Here is a 19513-nt window from a genome sequence, read left to right on the forward strand (position 1 = left end):
CGCGGATGAATCCGTACACGATCTTCTCCGACATCGTCGCCGGTCGGGCGCCCGCTTCCAAGGTGTACGAGGACGATGATGTGCTGGCGTTCATGGATATTCGTCCTGTGACGCCCGGTCATGTGCTCGTGGTGCCCAAGGTGGCCGCGCCGAGCCTTGCCGAACTCGATCCGGTGTTGGGCGGCAAGCTGTTTCAAGTGGGGCAGCGGATCGCGGCCGCCCTGCGTGACAGCGAAGTGGCCGCCGACGGCGTGAATTTCTTTCTCGCCGACGGTGTTACGGCCGGCCAAGAGGTATTCCATGTGCACCTGCACGTCATTCCGCGAACGCCCGGCGACGGCTTCGGATTGCGCGCACGACCCACCTCGCCCGCGCGCGCCGATCTGGACTATCTCGCGGGCTCGATCCGGGGTGCTCTTACCCGCTGACCTGCGATTTCGGACGAAGCGGGCAATACATACCCAAAAGTTTGCCGAAGAAACGCCCAAATCGCCGAATGCTTCCCCGACGTTCATCGTTGGGTTACTTTGGACTGTCATTGGCATGCGGTTATGGAGGGTAGATCGTGCGTCGTTCAGGTGTTGCTGCTTCAGTGCTGGCATTCGCCATCGCGTTCATCGGTCCGGGCGTTCTGCAGCCCGCACCCGCCGCGGCCGCGGACATCGTCGGGGAGCGTGTGCTCACCCCGAACCGCACCGCGATCACCGTCACCTCGCCCGCGATGGGGCGCAATATCGAGCTGCAGGTTCTGCACCCGGCGGGTGGCGGAGCGCGCGGTACGTACTACCTGCTCGACGGCCTCGATCCGGGCATCGGCCAGAGCACCTGGACCAATGCCACCGACGCCGAGGCGTTCTTCCGCGGCAAGCACGTGAACGTGGTGCTGCCGATGGGCGGACAGGCCAGCTACTACACCGACTGGATCGCCGACGACCCGCGTTTCGGCCGCTACAAGTGGGAAACGTTCCTCACCCGTGAACTGCCCGGCCTGATCGACGCCCGCTTCGACGGCAACGGCGTGAACGCCATCGGCGGCCTGTCGATGGGCGGCAACGCGGCCTACATCCTGGCCGCCCGCAACCCAGGCCTCTACCGGGCCGTCGCCGGCTACAGCGCGTGCCCCGACATGGGCATGGCGGCGAGCGCGATGATGTTCTCCATCACCAACCGCGGTGGTAACCCGCTCAACATGTGGGGTGCGCCCGGCAGCCCCGAATGGGCGGCGCACGACCCCGCCCAGCTGCTCGACAACCTGCGCGGCAAGGCGCTGTACATGTCGACCGGCACCGGCATCCCCGGCCACCACGAGGCCCAGCTCAAGCCTCAGCTGCCGGAGAACATCGTTCTCGGCGGTCCCATCGAGGTCGGCGTCAACGGTTGCATGGCCTCCTTCGGCCAGCGTCTGGCCGCCGCGGGCATCGGGGCCGATATCGACTACCACCCCGTCGGCACCCACTCCTGGGGCTACTGGCAGGACGCCCTGCACCACTCCTGGCCCACCATCGGGCCCGCTCTCGGGGCCTAGCGGATCGAGCGGCGGCGCAGCAATGCGCCGCCCGCCACTGCCAGGATCGAAAGCCCCACGGCGACAAGGACGTAACCGGCGGGAAAGCCGAGGATCTCGACATACTCCTTCTCGACTATGCGGTCGCGCACGGTGGTGTCGGTGTCGGCCGGGGCGAAAGTGAAGTCGGAAGTGATGGTGGCGGGGCGGGGGATGGAGACCGACAGTTCGGTCAGGTAGGTCTTGCCCGCGGCGAGCGCGATCAGATCAGGGTCGGTGAGAGCGCCCACGGGGGACGCGAAATCGGTCGTGGTGGACTGGGATTCGATGTCGGCGTCGATGCGGGTGAGGCGGTGGTCGCCGAAGACGTAGAGGTGCACCGATTGGGGCGTGGTCGCCGCGGCCGACATGCGCATCGGATAGACGAGGCGATCGGAATCGAAGGTGAGGCGCACCGGATCGAGGGCGCCGTCGAGGGGTTCGGGGCTGGTGAGCCGCATGGCGACGAACGACCAGCCTTCGCGTAGATACGGCTCGAGGGTAGCGCTCACCTCCGGCCGCAGCTGATAGCCGTTGGTGGACAACCACTCCCGCACACCGGTGAGGTCGCCGCCGCGTAGTGTTGTCGCCTCGAGCGGACCCAGTTGCACCTGGCCGAGCACTTCCGGCCCGGAACCCGGTGCCCCGGCGGAGGATTCGTACCTGTCGCTGTCGAACCAGTAGCGGTCGACGACCACCTCCGGCGCCGTGAGCCTCGACAACTCGGCGAACGACGCTGCACTACCGGCCGACACCGTGGCAGGCGTGGGGGTCGGCACGATCAGCGCCGCATCGGCGCCGGTGAACCGCATCCCCAACCGCATCAGAATGGTTTCGCGTCGACCGTCCCAGCCGAGCACGGCGGTCTCACTGTCCACCCGCGCCGAGCCGTCGCCGCTCACCACCCCGCCACACGCACACGCCACCGCGGGCGCGACGACAACCGAACCGGAAGCCAGCAGCAGCGCACCGGCGACAACAAGCGAACGAACCGTTCCGCGAATCCCCATGCGAGCAGGTTACGGACCCCACCCCGAGCCGCCATCCGCAGAATACTCACCGCCCAGAGCGGGGCGGATCCCGGTGACGGCCGAGTTGGCGGGCCGGGGTCGGGGGCGGCGACTACGGTGGACCCATGGCTGGCGAGAATCAGACGGTGGTGTCGGCGCCGATCGCGAAGAAGGTGCCCGTCGAACGGGTGCACCACGGCGACACGTTCGTCGACGAGTACGAGTGGCTACGGGACAAGGAAGATCCCGAGGTCATCGCGTACCTGGAGGAGGAGAACGCCTACACCGCGGCGCGCACCGATCAGCTGCAGCCACTGCGGGACAAGATCTTCGACGAGATCAAGGCGCGGACCCAGGAAACGGACTTGTCGGTGCCGACCCGGCTGGGGGAGTACTGGTACTACTCGCGCAGCTTCGAGGGCAAGCAGTACGGCGTGCACTGCCGCTGTCCGATCGACGCGCAGGCCGAGGGCATCGACGCCTGGACGCCGCCGCAACTCGAGGTGGACACCACCATCGAAGGTGAGCAGGTACTGCTCGACAGCAATGTGCTCGCCGAGGGGCTCGACTTCTTCGCCCTCGGCGCGTTCTCGCTGAGCCACGACGGCAACCTGCTCGCCTACTCGGTCGACAGCACCGGCGACGAGCGCTACACCCTGCGCATCAAGGACCTGCGCACCGGCGAACTGCTGCCCGACGAGGTCGTCGGCGCCGCACCGGGGGCCACCTGGTCGCTGGACGGGACGCACATCTTCTATCAGACCGTCGACGAATCCTGGCGCCCCGACACCGTGTGGCGCCACCGCGTCGGCACCGCGTCCACCGACGACGTGAGGGTCTTCCACGAGCCGGACGAGCGCTACTGGGTGAGCGTCGGCGCCACCCGCTCCGAGAAGTACCTGATGATCTGGCTCGGTTCCAAGATCACCACCGAGGGCTGGGTGCTGGAGTCGGACAACCCTGAGGGCGAGTTCCGGGTGCTGCTGCCCCGGCGCGAGGGCGTGGAGTACTCGGCCGAGCACGCGGTGATCGCGGGTGAGGACCGTTTCCTGATCCTGCACAACGACGTGGTCGACGGCGTGAAGGCGGAGAACTTCGTCCTCGCGCAAGCGCCTGCCACCGACCCGTCGGACATGACGATCCTGATCGGGCACCGCGAGGACGTGCGGCTCGAGGACATCGACGCCTTCGCCGACCACCTGGTGCTCGGCTACCGCCGCGGCGCCCTGCCCCGCCTCGCGGTGTGGCCGCTCACCCCGGCGGGCTACGGCGAGCTGACCGAACTCGAGTTCGGGCTCGAATTGTTCTCCGCCGGTATGGGATCCAGCCCGGAGTGGGAGCAGCCGACGCTGCGGGTGGGTGTCACCTCGTTCATCACCCCGATGCAGGTGTTCGACTACGTGCCAGCAACCGGGGAACTGCTGCTGCGCAAGGAGCAGCCGGTACTCGGCGGCTACAACGCCGAAGACTATGAGCAGCACCGTGATTGGGCAGTCGCCTCCGACGGCACCCGCATCCCGATCTCGCTGATCCAGCGGCGCGATCTGCCGCCGGGCCCCAAGCCGATGCTGCTCTACGGGTACGGGTCCTACGAGGCGAGCATCGATCCGTCGTTCTCGGTGTCGCGGCTGTCGCTGCTGGATCGCGGCATGGTGTTCGCGGTGGCACACGTGCGCGGCGGCGGCGAGATGGGCCGGCTCTGGTACGAGCACGGCAAGACCCTGTCGAAGATGAACACCTTCACCGACTTCGTCTCTGTCGCAAGCCATCTCGTCGACGCGGGCACCACCGCACCCGACCGGCTCGTCGCCGACGGCGGCAGCGCGGGCGGTCTGCTGATGGGCGCGGTGGCCAACCTGGCGCCGGAGCTGTTCGCGGGCATCCTGGCCAATGTCCCGTTCGTCGACCCGCTCACCTCCATTCTCGACCCGTCGCTGCCGCTGACGGTGATCGAGTGGGACGAGTGGGGTAACCCGTTGGCCGACAAGGACGTCTACGAGTACATGAAGTCGTACTCGCCGTACGAGAACGTCGAGGCCAAGGACTATCCGCCGATCCTGGCGATCACCAGCCTCAACGACACCCGTGTGCTGTACGTGGAACCGGCCAAGTGGGTCGCCAAGCTACGCGCCACCAAGACCGGTGACAGCGAAGTGCTGCTGAAAACGGAGATGAGCGCGGGTCACGGCGGGGTGAGCGGCCGCTACGAGAAGTGGAAGGAAGTCGCGTTCGAGTACGCCTGGGTGCTGGACACGGTGGGCCTCGCCGACAAATAGACGCTCGCTAGGAGTTCATCGCGCAACCACGTGGGCGTCACCTCGGGCTGCCATCGTTGACACATGAACGGCGAGCTGATCGTTTCGGTGTCGGGAATCCGGGATACCACGCGCGATGCCGCGATCGAGTTCGCGGAGCTGATGGATCAGCGCGGGGTGCGGCTGTCGCTGCTGGTCGCGCCCCGGCTGAAGGGCAAATACCGGCTGGTCGACGACCCGGCGACGCAATCGTGGTTGCGCGGGCGGCGGCTGGCCGGTGACGCCATCGTGCTGCACGGCTACGACCAGGCGGCCACCAAGTCGCGGCGGGCCGAATTCGCGACGCTGCCCCGGCACGAGGCGACGCTGCGACTCAAAGCGGCCGACCGGGTGATGGAGCAGGTGCAGTTGCGCACCCGGCTGTTCGCGGCCCCGCGCTGGGACGCCTCCGCCGGTGCGCTCGCCGCCCTCCCCGACGTGGGTTTCCGCCTCGCCCTCGGCCTGACCACCATGCTCGACCTGGAGAACAATGTGGCGCAGCGCTCGCGGGTGTACGGCATCGGTGAGGGCTTCCGGGCCGAACCCTGGTGGTGTCGGGCGCTGGTGATGGGCGCGGCCCGCACGGCCCGGCGCGGCGGCGTTCTTCGCCTGGCGATCTCGGGCGCGCAGTTGCAGCGTTCGGGTCCGCGTCAGGCCGTGCTCGACGCGGTCGACCTCGCGCTCTACCACGGTGCCCGCAGCACCGTTTACCGCTGGGAGCCGGTCCCGGCCAGCAAGGCCGCCTGACCGGCCCCGCCGCGCGCGAATCGGCGATCACCGCGCGCGGCGGCGGCCTATCGGCTGCCCCTGCCTTCGCTGTCCGGATATTCGCGCTGTAATCGTGGCCGTTTCGAAGCCGCCGAGCGGCTGTCACACGGTTACGATCCTCGAGCGTTATTCGAGGGTTTCCGCTAGTTGTGTGAACACAGCAGGAGGCAGCGCTGATGACGGGCACCGCGACGAAAGCCGCGACCACCACGAAATACCTGTCCTGGGTGACATTGGCGCTGATGACCACCAGTTCGGTGGCCAGTCTGCGTTCCGCACCGACAATGGCCGTCTACGGACTTGCCTGTGTTTTCCTCTACATCGTTCCCGCCGTTCTCTTTCTCATGCCGACCTCGCTGGTGGCGGCGGAATTGGCCTCGGGCTGGGACGGCGGTGTCTACAAATGGGTGGGCGACGGCCTGAGTAAACCGCTGGGTTTCCTCGCGGTGTGGTGCCAGTTCGCCATGACGATCTTCTACTATCCGAGCCTGCTGGCTTATGTGGCGAGCACTTTCGCCTACATCATCCATCCCTCGCTCGCGTCGAACGGCCCGTATGTGGCGATCGTGATCATCACCGTCTACTGGGCGGGGGTGTATGTGTCCTCGCGCGGTACCAAGACGGTCGCCGGGTTGTCCAGCATGGGGCTGATCATCGGCACGCTGATTCCCGGGACGCTGCTCGTCGTCCTCGGGCTGGTGTTCCTCAGCCAGGGCAATCCTTCGGCGGCACCGATGGACTCGGCGCATCTGCTACCGGCCTGGACCGGCCTGGCGAGCCTGGTCCTGATCGTGAACAACTTCCTGTCCTACGCGGGGATGGAGATGAACGCGGTCCACGTGTCGTCGCTGCGCAACCCGGGCAAGGAATTTCCCAAGGCGATGGCATTGGCGGCAGGGTTGGTGCTGGTCATCTTCATCCTGCCCGCCCTGGCGATCAGCTGGGTGGTGCCCTCGGCCAGCCTGAGCCTGACCGCCGGTGTGATGCAGGCGTTCGACGGATTCTTCAGCCACTTCCATATCGGATTCCTCACCCCGATCGTCGGCATCGCCCTGGTGGCGGCCGCACTGGGCGGGATGCTCACCTGGCTGGCCGGACCGTCCAAGGGGCTGCTGCTGATCGGGCGGAGCGAGGGTTATCTGCCGCCGGTTCTCACCCGGCTCAACAAGCACGGTGTGCAGCAGAACATGTTGGTCGCGCAAGGAGTTTTCACCACGGCCATCGCCTTGCTCTACGCATTGATTCCCAATGTGTCGAGCGCGTACTGGATTCTGTCGGTGATCACCACGCAGGTGTATCTCATCATGTATGTGCTGATGTTCGCCGCGGCCGCGAAATTGCGCCGCGACGACCCGGATCATCCCCGTGGTTACCGGGCGCCCGCGTTGTACGCGCTGTGTCTGCTCGGCTCCGTGTCCTCGGTGGCGGCGTTCGCCATCGGTTTCGTGCCGCCCTCGCAATTCGGTAGCGGTAGTCCGCTGGTGTATTTCGCGATCGTCGGCGGCGGAATGGGCATCGTGGGGCTGCTCATTCCCTATCTGTTCTATCGGAATCGCCGGGAAAGCTGGAAGATCGCCGTTCCGCAGGAGGCCGAGTGATGACTACCGCAGATGCCCCCGACCGCACCAGGATCTGGATATACCTCACGGCCGCCGTGCTGCTCGTCGTCTTCGCCTTGATCGGGCTGCTCACCTTCGACGAAATCCACCGGAACAACGAAGCGACCGCGAAAGCCCAACAGCTGCACAGCAATTTGCTCGCGGCGGGCCTGCCCGCGCCCGAGCCGGATGTCATCGCCTCGGCGCTCGGAGACGACGGGGGCTCGGTGTGCCAGGACCCGGACGCGGCGCACATCAAAGCGAAATACCAAGCCGCGCTGAGCAATGGCGCATCAGGGCCCGGACAGCGCCCGGTGATCGGCTCGAAGGAGGCCGCCGAGGCGGTCGGCCAGGCGATCGCCGTGTACTGCCCGCAACACCTGGCCGACTACCGTGCACATCTCGACACCCTGCATCTCGACGACACGACGAAGTGAGGCCACCGATGACCAAGGCTCCCGATGTCGACGCGCTGCGCGCCAAGGTTTCCGGACTCATGGGCGAGGCGAAAAACGACCTCGCACAGCTGGTTTCGTTCCGGTCCGTGGCAGATCCGCGCCAGTTCCCGGCGGAAGGCTGCACGCGGGCCGCGCAGTGGGTGGCCGACGCTTTCACCGAGCTCGGGCTGACCGTCGGCCTGCACGAGACACCCGACGGCAGCCAGGCCGTGATCGGGCACCGGCCGGGTCCGCCCGGCAGCCCGACGGTGCTGCTGTACTGCCACTACGACGTGCAACCACCACTCGATGACCAGGCATGGGAAACCCCGGTCTGGACGCTCACGGAGAAGGACGGCCGCTGGTACGGCCGCGGCGCCGCCGACTGCAAGGGCAATATCGTCACCCACCTCACGGCCCTGCGCGCCCTCGGCCCCGACTTCCCGGTGGGCATCAAGCTGGTGTCGGAGGGCTCGGAGGAACAGGGCACCGGCGGGCTGGAGAAATTCGTCGTCGCGAATCCCGAGTTGCTCACCGCCGACGCCATCCTGGTCGCCGACTGCGGCAATTTCGCCGTCGGCCTGCCGACCTTCACCCAGACCCTGCGCGGGCAGGTGAATGTCGTCGTCACCGTGACGACCCTCGCCGGGCCGATGCATTCGGGCATGTTCGGTGGGCCCGCACCCGACGCGCTGGCGGCGATGATCCAGCTGCTGTCGTCCCTGCGCGACGAGCACGGCAACACCACCGTCGACGGCCTCACCGCCGACCAGCAGTGGACCGGGGTGCAATACCCGCCCAAGGATTTCCGGGCCGACGCGGGCGTCCTCGACGGCGTGGACCTGATCGGCGGCGGCACCGTCGCCGACATGCTGTGGGCCCGGCCGGCGCTGACCGTGCTCGGCATGGACGTGCCCGCGGTGGTCGGCTCGTCGGCGGCGATCCAGCCGAGCACGCGGGCGCGGCTCAACCTGCGCATTCCGCCCGGCACGGACCCACAACACGCCTACGAGCTGCTGGAAGAGCACCTGCGGGCGCACACGCCGTGGAACGCGCGACTCGACATCGAACTGGAGGGACTCGGCGAACCGTTCGTCGCCGCCGAACACGGCCCGGCCCGCGACGCGATGTCCGAGGCGATGGCGACCGCGTACGGCCGACCGGCCACGACGGAAGGTCAGGGCGGTTCCATCCCGCTGTGCAATGTCTTCGCCGACACCTACCCGAAGGCCGAGATCATGCTGATCGGGGTCGAGGAACCGAAGTGCCTCATCCACGCGCCCAACGAAAGCGTCGATCCGAGCGAGATCGAGCACATGGCGCTGGCCGAGGCGTTGTTCCTGAGCACCTACGGGCGCTAGAACTGGTCCTGGTCCTCGGGGTCGATCACCCGGAACTCGGTACCGGCCGGCGCCATCTCGGCGAGGCGGCCGAAGTAGATGCCGTGCGCGGAGCGGTCGATGATGCCGAAATGGATCGGCAGGGCGGTGCGTGGGTTGACCGCGCGCAGGTAGTCGACGGTGTCCCAGATCCGCATCCACGGGGCGACGGCCGGGATGGCGAGCACGCCGACCGGCACCGGCGGCACCCACAGCGAGTCACCCGGATGCACCAGCTGGGCGGGGTCGGCGGCGGTGCCCAGCTGGAAGACCGTGTTGTCGATCACCGGGATCTCGGGGTGGATCACCGCGTGGCGGCCGCCGCCACCGGTGATCTGTAAGTCGCCGATGTCGAGCACCTGACCGGCCGACACCGGTTCCCAGCCCTCGCTGCGCTGCTGGGCGGTCTGCGGGTCGGACAGCAGCCGCGCGCCCGGATTGGCGTCGATCAGGTCGGCGATCCGGTTCGGGTCGATGTGGTCGGGGTGCTGGTGGGTCACCGCGATCGCGTCCAGACCGGTGATGCCCTCGAACCCGTGCGCGAAGGTGCCGGGATCGAACAGCACTTTCGCGCCGTGCAGTTCCACGAGGATGCAGGAATGGCCGAAATGGGCGATACGCATGTTCCCGATGCTAAGCCGCCGAGACCCCGGAAGGCGGGTACGACGGCCGGGTCAACTAGGATTTCTGCTGTAACCCCCACACCACATGAGGAGCATTGCGTGGCACGAGTCGTGGTCGAGGTCATGCCGAAGGCCGAGATTCTGGACCCCCAGGGGCAGGCCGTGGTCGGCGCGCTCCCACGTCTGGGATTCGCCGGCATCTCGGATGTACGGCAGGGCAAGCGATTCGAGCTCGAGGTGGACGACAGCGTCTCCGACGCCCAGCTCGAACAGATCGCCGAGGCGCTGCTGGCCAATACGGTGATCGAGGACTGGAAGGTCGTCCGGGTCTCATGAGTGCTCGCATCGGGGTCATCACGTTCCCGGGCACGCTCGACGATGTCGACGCGGCCCGCGCGGTGCGCCTGGCGGGCGCCGACGCGGTGAGCCTGTGGCACGCCGACGCCGACATCAAGGATGTCGACGCGGTGATCGTGCCCGGTGGCTTTTCCTACGGCGACTACCTGCGCTGCGGCGCCATCGCCCGGTTCGCGCCGGTGGTGGGCGAAGTGGTCCGCGCCGCCGGTCAGGGTCTGCCGGTGCTCGGCATCTGCAACGGCTTCCAGGTGCTGTGCGAGGCCGGGCTGCTGCCCGGTGCGCTCACCCGCAACGAGGGCCTGCACTTCATCTGCCGGGACGAGTGGCTCACGGTCGAGGCGACGAACACCGCTTGGACCTCGCGGTACGAGCCGGGCGCGCAGATCCTCGTCCCGCTCAAGTCGGGTGAGGGCCGTTTCCAGGCGTCGACGAAGGTGCTCGACGAGCTGGAGGGTGAGGGCCGCGTGGTGTTCCGCTACTCCGGTGACAACCCGAACGGTTCGCAGCGCGGAATCGCGGGCATCTCCTCGGCCAACGGCCGGGTCGTCGGCCTGATGCCGCACCCCGAGCACGCCACCGAGGCGCTCACCGGGCCCAGCGACGACGGTCTCGGAATGTTCTTCTCGGTGATCGACAGCTTCGTCAACGCCTGAATCAGTCCAACCGGTCGATGATGTCGAAATCGACCCCGTCGGCCCGCGCCAGGTGCGTGGGGCCGACGGCCTGATTGCCGAGGAAACCGCGCCGGGTGGCCGGGCCGTCGACGGCGAGACCCTCGGCCAGCCGGGCCTGCACGGTCGGCACGTCGAGCGTGCCGACGGTGTCGGCGACACCGCGCAGCAGGTGCACCGCCTCATAGGTGGAATTGCCGAACGTCGTGAGCACCGGGGCGAACTTCCCCTGGTGGCGGCGGTAGCGAGCGCGGCGGCCGTCGTTGTCGTCGAGGAAGAAGCTCGAGGCGACATACAGGTTCTTGCTGGCGCCGGGGCCCGCGCTGAGCAGCACGTTCTCGTCCACCGCCGGGCTGAGACGCGGCAGGAAATCCGACAGTCCCACCGCGGTGAACTGCCTGTTGAAGCGGGCGGTGTCGGCACCGACCATCAGGATCAGGACGGCATCGGCGAACAGCAGGGCGGGTTCGTCCAGGAAATTCGCGAAGTCCGTGGTGCCCATCGGCACATAGCGTTCCAGCACGATATCGGCCGGTGAGGGCAGCGCGCGACGCAGCGCGTGCGCGGTGTGGCGCGGCCAGACATAGTCGTTGCCGATCACCGCCCAGCGGCGCACCCCCAGCTCCCGGCCCATCCACGCGGCGGCGGGCACGGTCTGGTGATCGGGATGTTCGCCGACCATCAGCACGCCCGCGCGCTCGTCGGGCAGGCCCTCGTGATCGGTGGCGTACAGATACGGCACCCGGCTGTCGACGGCGGTGGCGACCGCACGGCGCACGGCCGAGGTGTGCCAGCCCGTGATCGCGCCGACCATTCCGGTGGCCAGCAGGGCCTCGACTTCGGTGGCGACCACGCTCGGTGGGCGGCCGCCGTCGATGGTGGTGAGCCGGATCTCCCGGCCGAGAATCCCTGTGCCGCTGTTGATTTCGTCTACTGCCAGCGATATCGCCGCTGTACAGGACGGTGCGATGATGCCACCCGGGCCCTGGGTGGGCACGATCGAGAGAATCTCGATCGTCTCATCCCGGCTCTCGTCGAAGGTGGGCATTCTGTACTCTATCGCCTAGCTCGAGCAGCATTGTTCGAATGAATTTCTCGGCAGGTGGGAATGCGATCGGTGTCCATCATAAGTGGCTGTTCCACGCTGCACGGCGCGCTGCGCTCGGCAGAGCGAAATTGGGTGCGCCGATTAGACGCGGCGCTGTCGGCCGACAACCTCACCGACGACCACTGGGCGATTCTCACCCAGCTGTCCACCGAGCACGGCGTGACCATGTCGGAGCTGGCTGCGCAGGCCCGCCTCGCCCCGTCCTCGGCCACCCGGCACGCCGACAATCTCGCCGAGCGCGGCCTGATCTTCCGCGTCGCGGCGACCGATGACCGACGGCGGATTCTCATCGGGCTGAGCAGCCTCGGCGCCAAGCTCGTGGCCAAGATCCGGCGGGAAGAACAGCTGGCCGAAGAGGAGTTGAAGGCGCGGCTGGGAGCCCGGCGCTACAACGACCTCGTCGCCGCCCTCGCGGTGATCGCCGACCGGTAGCGGGTGCCGGTCCCGGCGTTCGGCCGCCGGAGCCGACGGTATTGCCCCTAGGATCGGCCCTATGCCGGTATCTCTGACTGCCGCCACGGCCAGTGGATTGTGTGCGTTCATCGATGCTTCGCCGTCGCCTTTTCATGTGTGCGCGACCGTCGCGGCGGAATTGGATGCCAATGGCTTCACGCCGTTGACCGAGGCGCGGTCCTGGGACGACGCGGGTGGGAAACACTATGTGGTCCGTGGCGGTTCGCTGATCGCCTGGGCCGATTACGACGCGGCGCCCGCCGACCCGTTTCGCGTGGTCGGGGCGCATACCGACAGCCCCAACCTGCGGGTGAAGCAGCATCCGGATCTGGCCGGGTCCGGCTGGCAGCTGGTCGGGCTCGAGCCCTACGGTGGGGCCTGGCTGAATTCGTGGCTCGACCGGGAACTGGGGATCTCGGGGCGGCTCAGTGTGCGCGACGGTGCGCGGATGCGCGACGTGCTGGTGCGCGTCGACGAACCGATTCTGCGGGTGCCGCAGCTGGCGATCCACCTGTCCGAGGACCGGCGCGGAGTGACGCTCGACCCGCAACGTCACGTGAACGCCATCTGGGGCATCGGTGATTCGCCCGCCTCGTTCCTGAATTTCGTGGCCGAGCGCGCCGGGGTGGACGGCGACTCGGTGCTCGGCTGGGAACTGATGACCCACGATCTGGCGCCGAGCACCATCGTCGGCCGCCATCACGACCTGGTGAGCGCCCCGCGCCTGGACAATCAGGGCACCTGCTACGCCGGACTGCAGGCGTTCCTCGCCGCCGCCGACGACCCCGGCGCGGCAACGGCGGTGCTGGTGATGTTCGACCACGAGGAAGTGGGCAGTCAGTCCGATCGCGGCGCCCAATCGGATCTGCTGCCCGCCGTGCTCGAGCGGATCGTGCTCGCCCGTGGCGGTGGCCGTGCGGATTATCTTGCCGCACTTGCCGGTTCGGTGGTCGCCTCCGGTGACATGGCACATGCCACGCACCCGAACTATCCCGACCGGCACGAGCCCGCGCACCGGATCGAGGTCGGCGGCGGGCCGGTGCTCAAGGTCAACCAGAACCTGCGCTATGCCACCGACGCCGCCGGTGCCGGGGCGTTCGCGCTGGCGTGCGCCCAGGCCGAGGTGCCGTTGCAGCGGTATGTGCACCGCGCCGACCTGCCGTGCGGATCGACCATCGGCCCGATGACCGCGGCCCGCACCGGAATATCCACTGTCGACGTGGGCGCACCGCAGCTGGCCATGCATTCCTGCCGCGAACTGATGGGCGCCGCCGACATCCCCGCCTACGCCTCGGCGCTGGCCGCCTTCCTCACGCCGACGCCACTGGACTGAGGCCGATAGGTGATCACCGCGTACACCAGGACCGCGAAAGTGGCCCACACGTAGGTACTTCCGATGATCTGCTGCCACCACGCCCAGTCCAGCTCGTGATCACGGTTGTGCGGCAGCAACCATTGCGGGCCGATGATGAAGACAACCGTGAACACGGAAACCAGCGTCGTGAACGCGCGCGAACGCCTGCGCGCCGCCAGGTCGACGGCGACGACGAGCGCCGGCGCCACCCACACCCAGTGATGCGACCACGACACCGGCGAGACGAGCAGGATCGCGGCGGCGTTCACCAGCACGGCCGCGACGTCACGGCCCGCCTCGATGAGCCGGTACATCCACACCGCCGCCAGCGTGATCGTCAACGCCGACAGCAGGATCCAGAGCGCGGTGGCGGCCGAGGAGTCGATGCCGAGCCGGTACAGCGTGCCCTTGATCGACTGGTTCCCGGCGAAATACGGAGTGCCGATGCGGCCGGTGTCGGTGACGGTGTGGAACCAGTACTGGACCGAGTCGCTCGGGAAGAGCAGGAAGCCGACGCCGATGGCACCGGCGGCCGAAACCACCAGCGTCGCCGCGGCTTTCCACTCGCGGCGGAGCAGGAAATACAGCAGGTAACCGGCCGGGATCAGCTTGATCGACACGGCGATGCCGATCAGCATTCCGCGGGGCCAGAACGGTTTGCGCACCAGGATGTCGACGGTGACCGCGGCCATCAGGATCAGATTGATCTGCCCGAAATTGACCGTCTGCCGCACCGGTTCCAGGAACTGCGCCAGGCCGAGACCGGCGATCACCACGGCGAGCACCGTGATCCGGTCGAACTCGGGCCGCACCCGGATCAGCACGAGCCACAGCGCGATCGCCAGGCTCAGCAACGAGGTGGTGAGCACGAGCACCTCGGCCGCGACCAGCGGCAGCAGGGCGAGCGGGACGAAGAACAACGCGGCCAGCGGGGGATAGGTGAACGGCAGCCCGAGCCCGCGCACCGGCGGCATCGGTCCGTAGAGGTCGCCGCCGTCGAGCCAGACGCGGGCACCGGTGCGGTAGACCTGCAGGTCGATGAAGCCGGTCCACCAGTTCGCGACGAAGGCGATCACGCCGGAGACCACGAACAATGTGATCGCGGCGACCAGCAGCCCGCGTTGCCGAACCGGCAGCGAGTTCTGTTCCCGATCCCTCGCGCCCGACGCGATGCGCGCGGCAAACGGCGGCTCTACCTGCTCGGCAACCCCCGGACTTTCGTTCACGGCGCCAGCGTAACGGGTGCTCACCGCGTCGAACCGCAAGTGTGATCAGACCGAATCCGCGCACCACCGGCGGCCGGGGAGTACAGGCGGCGGGCCGCGACGGCCCTACCGATAGACTCGGAGCCAAGTTCCCCCCGGCCGAAAGGACCCTGGTCTCCCGTGACACTGCAGGTCGACACCGTCGCCACCGCCGCAGCCACCCCGGATGCTCCGCAGCCGTACAAGGAACTCGGTCTCAAAGACGACGAGTACGCCCGCATCAAGGAGATTCTCGGCCGTCGGCCCACCGACGCCGAGCTGGCCATGTACTCGGTGATGTGGAGCGAGCACTGCTCCTACAAGTCCTCGAAGGTGCACCTGCGCTACTTCGGTGAGACCACCACCGACGAGATGAAGGCCTCGATGCTGGCCGGTATCGGCGAGAACGCCGGTGTGGTCGACATCGGCGACGGCTGGGCCGTCACCTTCAAGGTCGAAAGCCACAACCACCCGTCGTACGTGGAGCCGTACCAGGGCGCGGCCACCGGCGTCGGCGGCATCGTGCGCGACATCATGGCCATGGGCGCGCGCCCGATCGCGGTGATGGACCAGCTGCGCTTCGGCGCGGCCGACGCCCCCGACACCCGTCGCGTGGTCGACGGTGTGGTGCGCGGCATCGGCGGCTACGGCAACTCCCTCGGCCTGCCCAACGTCGGCGGCGAGACGGTGTTCGACGCCTCCTACCAGGGCAACCCCCTCGTGAACGCGCTGTGCGCGGGCGCGATGCGCGTGGAAGACCTGCACCTTGCCTTCGCCTCGGGCGCGGGCAACAAGATCATCCTGTTCGGCGCGCGTACCGGCCTCGACGGCATCGGCGGCGTGTCGGTACTCGCCTCCGACAGCTTCTCCGGCGACGAGTCCGGCACCGGCCGCAAGAAGCTGCCCGCCGTGCAGGTGGGCGACCCGTTCACCGAGAAGGTGCTCATCGAGTGCTGTCTCGACCTGTACAAGGCCGGCCTCGTGGTCGGCATCCAGGACCTCGGCGGCGCCGGACTGTCCTGTGCCACTTCCGAACTCGCCGCGGCGGGCGACGGCGGCATGCACATCGACCTCACCAAGGTGCCGCTGCGCGCCAAGCACATGACCCCCGCCGAGATCCTGTCGAGCGAGTCGCAGGAGCGCATGTGCGCGGTGGTCACCCCCGAGAACGTCGACGCGTTCATGGCGGTGTGCAAGAAGTGGGACGTGCTGGCCACCGTCATCGGTGAGGTCACCGACGGCGACCACCTCGTCATCAGCTGGCACGGCGAGACCGTGGTGGACGTGCCGCCGCGCACCGTCGCCCACGAGGGCCCGGTGTACGAGCGCCCGGTGCAGCGCCCGGACTACCAGGACGCGCTGATCGCCGACACCACCGCCAACCTGCCCCGGCCCAAGACCGCCGACGAGCTGCGCGAAACCCTGCTGACCATGCTGGCCAGCCCGCAGCTGTGCAGCCGCAAGTGGATCACCGAGCAGTACGACCGCTACGTGCGCGGCAACACCGTGCTCGCCGAGCACGCCGACGCCGGTGTGGTTCGCATCGACGAGACGTCCGGGCGCGGCATCGCCCTGGCCACCGACGCCTCGGGCCGCTACACCAAGCTCGACCCCTACACCGGCGCGCAGCTGGCGCTGGCCGAGGCCTACCGCAATGTGGCGACCACGGGTGCGACCCCGAAGGCCGTCACCAACTGCCTGAACTTCGGTTCGCCGGAGGACCCGGGCGTGATGTGGCAGTTCCAGCAGGCCGTGCGCGGTCTCGCGGACGGTTGCGCGGTGCTCGGCATCCCGGTCACCGGCGGCAACGTGAGCTTCTACAACCAGACCGGCAAGGACGCCATCCTGCCCACCCCGGTGGTCGGCGTGCTCGGCGTGATCGACGACGTGCACCGGCGCATCCCGACCGGTCTCGGCCTCGAACCGGGCGAATCGCTGATCCTGCTCGGCGACACGCACGACGAACTCGACGGCTCCATCTGGTCGCAGGTGGTGCACGGTCACCTCGGTGGTGTGCCGCCCAAGGTCGACCTGGCCCGGGAGAAGCTGCTGTCGGAGGTGCTCGTCTCCGGTTCGCGCGACGGCATGATCTCGGCGGCCCACGACCTGTCCGAGGGCGGTCTCGCGCAGACCGTCGTCGAGGCCGCGCTGGCCGGCGAGACCGGTTGCCGCATCGTGCTTCCCGAGGGCAGTGACCCGTTCGTGCAGCTGTTCTCCGAGTCGGCCGGACGCGTGCTCGTCGCGGTGCCGCGTTCGGAGGAGACCCGGTTCACCAAGATGTGCGACGCACGGCAGCTGCCGTGGGTGCGCATCGGCGTGGTCGACCAGGGTTCGGATTCGATCGAGGTGCAGGGCCAGTTCTCGGTGACGCTCACGGAATTGCGTGAGGTTTTCGAGGGCACGCTGCCTAAGCTGTTCGGAGCGCACACCTAGAGCAGGAGGAGCCGAGCTTTGACCACATCGGAGACGAGCTCGGCCCCCACCGGCGCCACCGTTGCACCCGCCGACAACCCGTTGTTGCGCGGGGTGCACCTGGTGGAACGGTTCTTCCACCCGAACTACACCGGGTTGCTCGTGGCGACCATGTTGTTCGGCTGGTCGCTCACACCGTCGCTGCTGCCGCGCGACTGGTTCTTCCAGGGCCTGATCAGTGGCATCAATGCGACGATCGGGTACGGCCTCGGGTGTGGGCTGGCCTGGGCTTGGCGGCGGTGGGTGGTGCCGCGGGTGACGGTGCCGGAGCAGATCGCCGCGCGATGGGCGCAGCGGCCGCGGTGGACGCTGATGGCGGTGAAGGCGCTGATCGTGGTGGCGTGCGTGGTGTTCGCGGTGCTGATGTCGATCCAATCGGGCCGCTGGCAACGCGAGATCACCGATCTGATGGGGATGGCGCCGGTTTCGGACTCCTACGCGCGAACAGTGTTGCTCGGCGCCGCGGTGGTCGGGCTGCTGATCTGGATCGCGCGCGCAGTGCGCAAGTTGGTGCGTGCGGTGGCGCGCGGTCTCAATCAGTGGATTCGGGTGCCCGCGTCGTTCGCGCGACCGCTCGGAGTGCTGATCGTGGTGATCGGCGCGGTGCTCCTGTTCAACGGCGTGCTGGCGAAAGCCTTTTTCACCGTGGCCAATTCGGCGTTCAGCGCGCGCAACAGCCACACTTCCGCACACGCGATCCAGCCGACGCTGCCCGAACGGTCCGGCAGCCCCGGCTCGCTGGCGGCGTGGGAAACACTCGGTTCCGAAGGCCGCTGGTTCGTCTCGAACGCACCGACCGCGCTGGCCATCAGCCAGGTCACCGGCAAACCGGCCCGCGAACCCATCCGGGTCTACGCGGGACTGGAATCGGCCGACGGATTCGAGGCGCAAACCGACCTGGCCGTGGCCGAACTCGAACGAACCAAGGCCTTCGACCGCGAGGTGCTGGTGGTGATCAGCACCACCGGCACCGGCTGGGTCGACTCGACCAGCGCCGAATCGGTCGAGTTGATGTTCGGCGGGGACAGCGCTCTGGTCGCCACCCAGTACTCGTACCTGCCGAGTGCGCTGTCGTTCCTGTCCGACCGGGACAAGTCGATGAGCATGGGCCGCATGCTGTTCGACAAGGTGTACGAACGCTGGTCGACGCTGCCCGAGAACGCTCGGCCCAAGCTGCTCGTCTACGGAGAAAGCCTCGGTTCACAGGGGTCGGAGGGCGCGTTCTCCGGGCTGGCCGATATCCGCAACCGCACCGACGGTGTGCTCTGGGTCGGCCCGCCCAACTCCAACCGGCTGTGGTCGGAATTCGTCGCCCGCCGTGATCCGGGGACCGACGAGATCACCCCGATCTTCGCCGACGGGCTCTCGGTGCGCTTCGCCGCCAGTGCCGATCAGCTCGCCCGGCCGTCGGACAAGTGGACCGATCCGCGCATCGTCTACCTGCAGCACGCCTCGGACCCGGTGGTGTGGTGGTCGCCCGATCTGCTGTTCAGCAGGCCCGACTGGCTCGCGGAGAAGCGTGGTCCCGATGTGTCACCGGCGATGTCGTGGTATCCGATCGTCACCTTCTGGCAGGTGGCGGCGGATCTGCCACGGGCGCAGTCGGTCTCGAACGGGCACGGCCACAACTACGGCAACCTGGTGCCCGATGCCTGGGCGGCGATCGCCCAACCACCGGACTACACACCGGAATTGGCGCAGCGGATCCGGCTGTTCCTCGAAGAATCCGCCGCCACCGAGCATCAGCTGAAGTAGCCGAACCCCTCGATCGGCTACTTCCGGCTACGACACCGACTTGAACGGATTGTGTTCGGCGATCAGTTGTTCGATGCGTGCCTCGTCGAGGCGGCTCATCACGGTCTGGGATTCCTGCTGGTCGCGCACCACCTTGGCGAGGGTGAAGCAGCTCGTCACCAGGAACAGGCCCGACATGGCGAGGAAGGCGCGCTGCCAGCCGTCCAGCGGCAGGTAGGCGATGCCCGCGCCGGTGCCGAACAGGCTGACGGCGAAGGCGATCGCGGCCTGGGCCATGTAGGCCGTGGTGTTCTTCGGCTTGGCATTGGGTGTGCTCATGGAACAAGCATGGGCGGCGGGGGATTCGCGCGGGCGCGTGAAACTACTCACCGGCGATGGGTAGTTGCCGAAAGTGACCGACCCACCACTCACAACCTCTGCCCCCGGCGCGCCCGCCAGCCATACTTG

The 19513-nt window shown here is 67.9% G+C and carries 18 protein-coding genes; 13 read left to right on the top strand and 5 right to left on the bottom strand.

Annotated elements, in window-relative coordinates; translation table 11 throughout:
* Positions 1–5 precede the first annotated feature (5 nt).
* Both ACWEVR_RS15305 and ACWEVR_RS15310 read left to right on the top strand, forming a co-directional pair.
* Positions 6–428: an HIT family protein gene (locus ACWEVR_RS15305; protein WP_067492302.1), complete on the top strand. Its 423-nt coding sequence runs from the start codon at positions 6–8 to the stop codon at positions 426–428.
* Between the two features lie 164 nt (positions 429–592).
* Complete coding sequence (locus ACWEVR_RS15310; RefSeq protein WP_452467447.1) at positions 593–1525, top strand: alpha/beta hydrolase; 933 nt, start codon at positions 593–595, stop codon at positions 1523–1525.
* On the opposite strand, the gene ACWEVR_RS15315 is transcribed toward ACWEVR_RS15310, so the two are convergent.
* Positions 1522–2553, bottom strand: coding sequence for a DUF2330 domain-containing protein (locus ACWEVR_RS15315; protein WP_452467448.1), 1032 nt, complete (start codon positions 2551–2553; stop codon positions 1522–1524). The two genes, ACWEVR_RS15310 and ACWEVR_RS15315, sit on opposite strands and share 4 nt — an antisense overlap.
* 125 nt (positions 2554–2678) lie before the next feature.
* Between ACWEVR_RS15315 and ACWEVR_RS15320 the strand changes: the two genes are divergently transcribed.
* The 5 genes from ACWEVR_RS15320 (at position 2679) to ACWEVR_RS15340 (ending at position 9011) form a co-directional block, all read left to right on the top strand.
* Positions 2679–4829 carry a S9 family peptidase gene (locus ACWEVR_RS15320; protein WP_452467449.1) on the top strand — a complete coding sequence of 717 codons (2151 nt, stop codon included), beginning with the start codon at positions 2679–2681 and terminating at the stop codon, positions 4827–4829.
* Positions 4830–4892: 63 nt separating this feature from the next.
* On the top strand, positions 4893–5594 hold the full coding sequence (locus ACWEVR_RS15325) for a DUF2334 domain-containing protein (protein ID WP_067640755.1): 702 nt from the start codon (positions 4893–4895) through the stop codon (positions 5592–5594).
* 197 nt (positions 5595–5791) lie between these two features.
* Positions 5792–7213, top strand: a complete 1422-nt coding sequence (locus ACWEVR_RS15330) for an APC family permease (protein WP_452467450.1) — start codon at positions 5792–5794, stop codon at positions 7211–7213.
* A complete protein-coding gene (locus ACWEVR_RS15335; protein ID WP_452467451.1) occupies positions 7213–7650 on the top strand; it encodes a hypothetical protein in 438 nt (145 codons plus the stop codon). The genes ACWEVR_RS15330 and ACWEVR_RS15335 overlap by 1 nt, the downstream gene beginning before the upstream one ends.
* Before the next feature lie 8 nt (positions 7651–7658).
* Complete coding sequence (locus ACWEVR_RS15340; protein WP_452467452.1) at positions 7659–9011, top strand: M20/M25/M40 family metallo-hydrolase; 1353 nt, start codon at positions 7659–7661, stop codon at positions 9009–9011.
* On the opposite strand, the gene ACWEVR_RS15345 is transcribed toward ACWEVR_RS15340, so the two are convergent.
* A complete protein-coding gene (locus tag ACWEVR_RS15345; RefSeq protein ID WP_067492318.1) occupies positions 9008–9652 on the bottom strand; it encodes an MBL fold metallo-hydrolase in 645 nt (214 codons plus the stop codon). The two genes, ACWEVR_RS15340 and ACWEVR_RS15345, sit on opposite strands and share 4 nt — an antisense overlap.
* Positions 9653–9751: 99 nt before the next feature.
* On the opposite strand from ACWEVR_RS15345, the gene purS reads away from it, so the two are divergent.
* Positions 9752–9988, top strand: a complete 237-nt coding sequence (gene purS / locus ACWEVR_RS15350; protein ID WP_056818769.1) for a phosphoribosylformylglycinamidine synthase subunit PurS — start codon at positions 9752–9754, stop codon at positions 9986–9988.
* Positions 9985–10662, top strand: coding sequence for a phosphoribosylformylglycinamidine synthase subunit PurQ (purQ, locus tag ACWEVR_RS15355; RefSeq protein ID WP_452467453.1), 678 nt, complete (start codon positions 9985–9987; stop codon positions 10660–10662). Before purS ends, purQ begins: the two co-directional genes overlap by 4 nt.
* 1 nt (position 10663) lies before the next feature.
* On the opposite strand, the gene ACWEVR_RS15360 is transcribed toward purQ, so the two are convergent.
* Positions 10664–11728, bottom strand: coding sequence for a substrate-binding domain-containing protein (locus tag ACWEVR_RS15360; protein WP_452467454.1), 1065 nt, complete (start codon positions 11726–11728; stop codon positions 10664–10666).
* Between the two features lie 60 nt (positions 11729–11788).
* Here ACWEVR_RS15360 and ACWEVR_RS15365 point away from each other — a divergent pair, with 60 nt between their 5' ends.
* Together ACWEVR_RS15365 and ACWEVR_RS15370 are read left to right on the top strand one after the other, a co-directional pair.
* Positions 11789–12220: a MarR family winged helix-turn-helix transcriptional regulator gene (locus ACWEVR_RS15365; protein ID WP_452467455.1), complete on the top strand. Its 432-nt coding sequence runs from the start codon at positions 11789–11791 to the stop codon at positions 12218–12220.
* Positions 12221–12281: 61 nt separating this feature from the next.
* Entirely contained in the window at positions 12282–13574 is a 1293-nt protein-coding gene (locus ACWEVR_RS15370; RefSeq protein ID WP_452467456.1) for a M18 family aminopeptidase, read from the top strand.
* On the opposite strand, the gene ACWEVR_RS15375 is transcribed toward ACWEVR_RS15370, so the two are convergent.
* Positions 13526–14821, bottom strand: coding sequence for a glycosyltransferase 87 family protein (locus tag ACWEVR_RS15375; RefSeq protein WP_452467457.1), 1296 nt, complete (start codon positions 14819–14821; stop codon positions 13526–13528). The two genes, ACWEVR_RS15370 and ACWEVR_RS15375, sit on opposite strands and share 49 nt — an antisense overlap.
* Before the next feature lie 159 nt (positions 14822–14980).
* Between ACWEVR_RS15375 and purL the strand changes: the two genes are divergently transcribed.
* Both purL and ACWEVR_RS15385 read left to right on the top strand, forming a co-directional pair.
* Positions 14981–17272 (top strand): phosphoribosylformylglycinamidine synthase subunit PurL, encoded by a 2292-nt coding sequence (gene purL, locus ACWEVR_RS15380; RefSeq protein ID WP_452467458.1) that lies wholly within the window; start codon positions 14981–14983, stop codon positions 17270–17272.
* 18 nt (positions 17273–17290) lie between these two features.
* Complete coding sequence (locus tag ACWEVR_RS15385; RefSeq protein WP_452467459.1) at positions 17291–19066, top strand: alpha/beta hydrolase; 1776 nt, start codon at positions 17291–17293, stop codon at positions 19064–19066.
* Between the two features lie 27 nt (positions 19067–19093).
* On the opposite strand, the gene ACWEVR_RS15390 is transcribed toward ACWEVR_RS15385, so the two are convergent.
* Entirely contained in the window at positions 19094–19384 is a 291-nt protein-coding gene (locus tag ACWEVR_RS15390; RefSeq protein WP_067640771.1) for a YiaA/YiaB family inner membrane protein, read from the bottom strand.
* Between the last annotated feature and the right edge of the window lie 129 nt (positions 19385–19513).

Source organism: Nocardia sp. NPDC003979, from assembly GCF_053605015.1.